Annotated in this window: 1 protein-coding gene; it reads right to left on the bottom strand. The window is 51.8% G+C overall.

The features are described 5' to 3' along the window. Positions 1-8: 8 nt before the first annotated feature. Positions 9-786, bottom strand: a protein-coding gene (locus BHE85_RS16870) for an IS5-like element ISSfl7 family transposase (RefSeq protein ID WP_094190961.1) whose coding sequence is annotated in 2 segments (ribosomal slippage) — positions 9-511 and positions 511-786 — 779 coding nt annotated over the 2 segments. Because the reading frame shifts where the segments join, the coding sequence is not laid out codon by codon here. This gene is flagged as partial in the annotation.

Below are 786 nucleotides of genomic sequence, written 5' to 3'. Positions count from 1 at the left end.
TGTGTCCCTTAATTACGTAAGCGTTGATAAAAGAGTCGGATGCAGCCCAGTTTCACCATCGCCAGGTAATTTCTCGCCGTTTTGTCGTAACGCGTGGCGATGCGGCGATATTCTTTCAGCCGCCCAAAGCACCGTTCAACGACATTACGATTGCAGTACGCATCACGATCAAGCTGTGCACGTCCATCCGATGCCATTTTCTCATTTGACTTTCGGGGGATTACTGCCTTTATACCGTTATTTTTCAGCTCGTTGCGCAATGCGCGCCCTGAATACGCTTTATCAGCCAGTACCGCATGTCCACGGCGTTTCATGCTGCCGTTCTGACGCTGAACGCCAATCCCGTCCAGAAGTCGTTGCGCGAACTGGCTTTCATGAGCTTGTCCGGGGCTTAGCACGATATTTAACGGGAGGCCACTTCCGTCTGTTGCCAGATGGATTTTGGTGCCAAAACCGCCGCGAGAGCGACCCGGGCCATTATCTCCGTCGATATCGGGATGTTTTTTTGAGCACCGGCGGCACATTTCAGCGCCCGGATATTACTGCCATCCAGCGCGGTGGCAGACCAGTCAATAAAGCCGTTTGCATCAAGTAGCGAAAGCAACCTGTTGAAAATAATATTAATCACGCCTGACTTTGACCATCGGTTAAAGCGGTTATAAACAGTTTTCCATGCCCCATATCGTTCGGGTAAATCGCGCCATGGTGCACCGGAACATAACACCCAGAACATGCCATTGATGATTTTACGGTGCTCAGCCCATGGGCGTCCGGCCCGTGGTGTGG

This window comes from Shigella sp. FC1567, from assembly GCF_001743015.1.
Lineage (GTDB): Bacteria > Pseudomonadota > Gammaproteobacteria > Enterobacterales > Enterobacteriaceae > Escherichia > Escherichia coli.
Note: the sequence above shows the minus strand (reverse complement) of the source record. Positions and strands in the feature narration are given on the sequence as shown.